The 5728-nt window shown below is 49.5% G+C and carries 2 tRNA genes and 3 rRNA genes; all 5 read right to left on the bottom strand.

The annotated features are described in order from the left end of the window. Positions 1 to 24: 24 nt before the first annotated feature. Positions 25 to 137 (bottom strand): 5S ribosomal RNA (gene rrf, locus ACO0LI_RS30445). A 247-nt stretch (positions 138 to 384) separates the two neighbouring features. Next, a 23S ribosomal RNA gene (locus ACO0LI_RS30440) occupies positions 385 to 3260 on the bottom strand. Between the two features lie 392 nt (positions 3261 to 3652). Next, positions 3653 to 3728: transfer RNA gene (locus ACO0LI_RS30435), tRNA-Ala, on the bottom strand. Between the two features lie 42 nt (positions 3729 to 3770). Beyond that, positions 3771 to 3847 (bottom strand) — tRNA-Ile (locus ACO0LI_RS30430). 110 nt (positions 3848 to 3957) lie between these two features. Then, a 16S ribosomal RNA gene (locus tag ACO0LI_RS30425) occupies positions 3958 to 5486 on the bottom strand. The 16S, 23S and 5S rRNA genes sit together here with 2 tRNA genes alongside, the layout of an rRNA operon. Positions 5487 to 5728: the final 242 nt, after the last annotated feature.

Raw genomic sequence — 5728 nt, 5'->3', positions numbered from 1 at the left:
TGAGTGGGGGTATGCGGAATAAAAGCCTGACGATAACCTACTTTCACACTGGTTGCAGCACTATCATTGGCGCGTAATCGTTTCACGGTCCTGTTCGGGATGGGAAGGGGTGGTACCGATTAGCTATGGTCATCAGGCATAACTTGTTGACTTGTTGTATTGCCGTTGTTTTGGCTGATACAAAAAGTCCAATTCAGAAGAAGTTCAGTAGAGTGTGCGTCAGAGGTGAGTCTTCGCACTAATCAAGTTTTTGTCACAGTAAGCGAGACCATCGCTTACTGTGGTGGTTGTGACTGCTGTCGAACTACCTGGCTGTTTCCACAGCTGGCACATTTCGCAAACACTTCACAATACTTGTCGTAGCCTACAACCTGCTAAGGTTATAGGGACAAGCCTTACGGGCAATTAGTACTGGTTAGCTTAATGCATTACTGCACTTCCACACCCAGCCTATCAACGTCCTGGTCTCGAACGACCCTTTAAAGAGATCAAGTCTCTGGGAAGTCTCATCTTAAGGCGAGTTTCCCGCTTAGATGCTTTCAGCGGTTATCTCTTCCGAACATAGCTACTCGGCAATGCCACTGGCGTGACAACCGATACACCAGAGGTTCGTCCACTCCGGTCCTCTCGTACTAGGAGCAGCCCCCTTCAAACTTCCAACGCCCACGGCAGATAGGGACCAAACTGTCTCACGACGTTTTAAACCCAGCTCACGTACCACTTTAAATGGCGAACAGCCATACCCTTGGGACCGGCTACAGCCCCAGGATGTGATGAGCCGACATCGAGGTGCCAAACTCCCCCGTCGATATGAACTCTTGGGAGGAATCAGCCTGTTATCCCCAGAGTACCTTTTATCCGTTGAGCGATGGCCCTTCCATACAGAACCACCGGATCACTATGTCCTACTTTCGTACCTGCTCGACTTGTCAGTCTCGCAGTTAAGCACGCTTATGCCATTGCACTATTAGCACGATGTCCGACCGTACCTAGCGTACCTTCGAACTCCTCCGTTACACTTTGGGAGGAGACCGCCCCAGTCAAACTGCCTACCATGCACTGTCCCCGACCCGGATAACGGGCCAAGGTTAGAACCTCAAATAAACCAGGGTGGTATTTCAAGGATGGCTCCACGCAAACTGGCGTCCACGCTTCAAAGCCTCCCACCTATCCTACACAGATCGATTCAAAGTCCAATGCAAAGCTACAGTAAAGGTTCATGGGGTCTTTCCGTCTAGCCGCGGGTAGATTGCATCATCACAAACATTTCAACTTCGCTGAGTCTCGGGAGGAGACAGTGTGGCCATCGTTACGCCATTCGTGCAGGTCGGAACTTACCCGACAAGGAATTTCGCTACCTTAGGACCGTTATAGTTACGGCCGCCGTTTACTGGGACTTCAATCAAGAGCTTGCACCCCATCATTTAATCTTCCAGCACCGGGCAGGCGTCACACCCTATACGTCCACTTTCGTGTTTGCAGAGTGCTGTGTTTTTATTAAACAGTCGCAGCCACCAGTTTATTGCAACCCCTTCGTCCTTCTGCCGCAGGGCAGTCAAACTACAAGGGCGTACCTTATCCCGAAGTTACGGTACCAATTTGCCGAGTTCCTTCTCCCGAGTTCTCTCAAGCGCCTTAGAATACTCATCTCGCCCACCTGTGTCGGTTTGCGGTACGGTCTCGTATGACTGAAGCTTAGAGGCTTTTCTTGGAACCACTTCCGATTGCTTCGTGAACAAGTTCACTCGTCTCAACCCCTTGAATTACGCTGCCGGATTTGCCTAACAGCCTTCTCCAGGTTAAAAACCGACTATTCCAACAGTCGGACAACCTTCCGCGATCCGTCCCCCCATCGCATCATACGACGGTGCAGGAATATTAACCTGCTTCCCATCAGCTACGCATCTCTGCCTCGCCTTAGGGGCCGACTCACCCTGCTCCGATGAACGTTGAACAGGAAACCTTGGGCTTACGGCGTGGAGGCTTTTCACCCCCATTATCGCTACTCATGTCAGCATTCGCACTTCTGATACCTCCAGCATCCTTTACAAGACACCTTCGCAGGCTTACAGAACGCTCTCCTACCATATCCATAAATGGATATCCGCAGCTTCGGTGTATAGCTTAGCCCCGTTACATCTTCCGCGCAGGACGACTCGATCAGTGAGCTATTACGCTTTCTTTAAAGGGTGGCTGCTTCTAAGCCAACCTCCTGACTGTTTTAGCCTTCCCACTTCGTTTTCCACTTAGCTATACTTTGGGACCTTAGCTGGCGGTCTGGGTTGTTTCCCTCTTGACACCGGACGTTAGCACCCGATGTCTGTCTCCCTTGCTCGCACTCGTCGGTATTCGGAGTTTGCAATGGTTTGGTAAGTCGCGATGACCCCCTAGCCATAACAGTGCTCTACCCCCGACGGTGATACAAGAGGCACTACCTAAATAGTTTTCGGAGAGAACCAGCTATTTCCAAGTTTGTTTAGCCTTTCACCCCTACCCACAGCTCATCCCCTAATTTTTCAACATTAGTGGGTTCGGTCCTCCAGTGCGTGTTACCGCACCTTCAACCTGGCCATGAGTAGATCACTTGGTTTCGGGTCTACACCCAGCGACTGATTCGCCCTATTCGGACTCGATTTCTCTACGGCTTCCCTATGCGGTTAACCTTGCCACTGAATGTAAGTCGCTGACCCATTATACAAAAGGTACGCAGTCACGGAACAAGTCCGCTCCTACTGTTTGTATGCACACGGTTTCAGGTTCTATTTCACTCCCCTCCCGGGGTTCTTTTCGCCTTTCCCTCACGGTACTGGTTCACTATCGGTCGATATCGAGTATTTAGCCTTGGAGGATGGTCCCCCCATGTTCAGACAGGATTTCTCGTGTCCCGCCCTACTTGTCGCAAACTTAGTTCCACACCGATAATTTCGTATAAGGGGCTATCACCCTCTATGGCCGGAGTTTCCAATCCGTTCTACTATTAAAGATGCTAAATCTTGCAGGCTCTTCCCATTTCGCTCGCCACTACTTTGGGAATCTCGGTTGATTTCTTTTCCTGTAGCTACTTAGATGTTTCAGTTCGCCACGTTCGCTTTGCATACCTATGTATTCAGTATGCAATGACCTTACGGCCGGGTTTCCCCATTCGGAAATCTGCGGATCAATGTGTGTTTGCTCACTCCCCGCAGCTTATCGCAAGCTACTACGTCCTTCATCGCCTGATATCGCCAAGGCATCCACCATGTGCACTTAGTCACTTGTCCCTATAACGTTAACTCCTGGTGTCCATTTACTGATTGAATCAGCACCTGGGTTCATCACCAAGAAACGGTATAGTTCTTTACTACTTATGAGTATTACTTTAGCGTTTGCCGTATCTCAAGGAATTTGATATTTCTAAAACTTGTCTTTCGACAGCTTTTTCAAACTCTTTTTAATACATTGTTTGTTCGATACAATCACAACCCTTCCATAATTTCCATCAACAACTGTCGTTGCTGACTTCTCTTTACAGAAATAATTTTGATTATTTCTACTTTACTTCTTCTAAATTGTTAAAGAACGAGAACTACTTAATTACTATTGTCTTTCGCTTTGAAAGTACAAACCTAAACCTCGGTGCTAATTACTGCACTGACTTAGGTTTGCGATTTCTTGGTGGAGGATGACGGGATCGAACCGACGACCCCCTGCTTGCAAAGCAGGTGCTCTCCCAGCTGAGCTAATCCCCCCTATTCAAATAAAAGCATCACTCCACTTTTATTCAAGCAACCTGGTGGGTCTGGTTGGGCTCGAACCAACGACCCCCGCGTTATCAACACGGTGCTCTAACCAACTGAGCTACAGACCCGCTACTGAACCTTCAGTCGCTGTCCGGTCATTGCTACCCCGACGCAAACCGTTCTCTGTTCATTCATTAACAGTCAATAAGTGTGGACACTTAACTACGCGCTACTCTAGAAAGGAGGTGATCCAGCCGCACCTTCCGATACGGCTACCTTGTTACGACTTCACCCCAGTCACGAACCCTGCCGTGGTAATCGCCCTCCTTGCGGTTAAGCTAACTACTTCTGGCAGAACCCGCTCCCATGGTGTGACGGGCGGTGTGTACAAGACCCGGGAACGTATTCACCGCGACATGCTGATCCGCGATTACTAGCGATTCCAACTTCATGTAGTCGAGTTGCAGACTACAATCCGGACTACGATACACTTTCTGGGATTAGCTCCCCCTCGCGGGTTGGCGGCCCTCTGTATGTACCATTGTATGACGTGTGAAGCCCTACCCATAAGGGCCATGAGGACTTGACGTCATCCCCACCTTCCTCCGGTTTGTCACCGGCAGTCTCATTAGAGTGCCCTTTCGTAGCAACTAATGACAAGGGTTGCGCTCGTTGCGGGACTTAACCCAACATCTCACGACACGAGCTGACGACAGCCATGCAGCACCTGTGTAAAGGTTCTCTTTCGAGCACTCCCAAATCTCTTCGGGATTCCTTCCATGTCAAGGGTAGGTAAGGTTTTTCGCGTTGCATCGAATTAATCCACATCATCCACCGCTTGTGCGGGTCCCCGTCAATTCCTTTGAGTTTTAATCTTGCGACCGTACTCCCCAGGCGGTCTACTTCACGCGTTAGCTGCGTTACCAAGTCAATTAAGACCCGACAACTAGTAGACATCGTTTAGGGCGTGGACTACCAGGGTATCTAATCCTGTTTGCTCCCCACGCTTTCGTGCATGAGCGTCAGTGTTATCCCAGGGGGCTGCCTTCGCCATCGGTATTCCTCCACATATCTACGCATTTCACTGCTACACGTGGAATTCTACCCCCCTCTGACACACTCTAGCCTTACAGTCTCCAATGCAGTTCCCAGGTTGAGCCCGGGGATTTCACATCAGACTTATAAAACCGCCTGCGCACGCTTTACGCCCAGTAATTCCGATTAACGCTTGCACCCTACGTATTACCGCGGCTGCTGGCACGTAGTTAGCCGGTGCTTATTCTTCAGGTACCGTCATTAGCATTCCGTATTAGGAAACACCGTTTCTTCCCTGACAAAAGAGCTTTACAACCCGAAGGCCTTCTTCACTCACGCGGCATTGCTGGATCAGGGTTGCCCCCATTGTCCAAAATTCCCCACTGCTGCCTCCCGTAGGAGTCTGGACCGTGTCTCAGTTCCAGTGTGGCTGGTCGTTCTCTCAAACCAGCTACTGATCGTCGCCTTGGTAGGCTTTTACCCTACCAACTAGCTAATCAGATATCGGCCACTCCATGAGCATGAGGTCCGAAGATCCCCCACTTTCCACCTTAGTGCGTATGCGGTATTAGCGTAACTTTCGCTACGTTATCCCCCACTCTAGGGTATGTTCCGATATATTACTCACCCGTTCGCCACTCGCCGCCAGGTTGCCCCGCGCTGCCGTTCGACTTGCATGTGTAAGGCATGCCGCCAGCGTTCAATCTGAGCCAGGATCAAACTCTTCAGTTTAATCTCTGTTTTTCGACAATTTCTTGTCTATGTCATTTTACTGACATGTCGCTCACTCAAAATACTGGCAGTTCAATGATCCATCGCTGAATCATCGTCTTGCTTTGTTATTTCTTGTGAACACTTGCTATATTATTTAAGCATTCCAACTAACCTAAGTTAATTGGTGCGCTTCACCAAGTGCCCACATTTATTGACTGTTAATTGTTAAAGAACCAGAATCTTTTCTACCTCGCCAGACC

The organism is Undibacterium sp. Tian12W (assembly GCF_049339405.1).
Classification (GTDB): Bacteria; Pseudomonadota; Gammaproteobacteria; order Burkholderiales; family Burkholderiaceae_D; genus Undibacterium.
The sequence above is the reverse complement of the archived record's forward strand: the minus strand, read 5'-3'. Positions and strand labels throughout refer to the sequence as shown.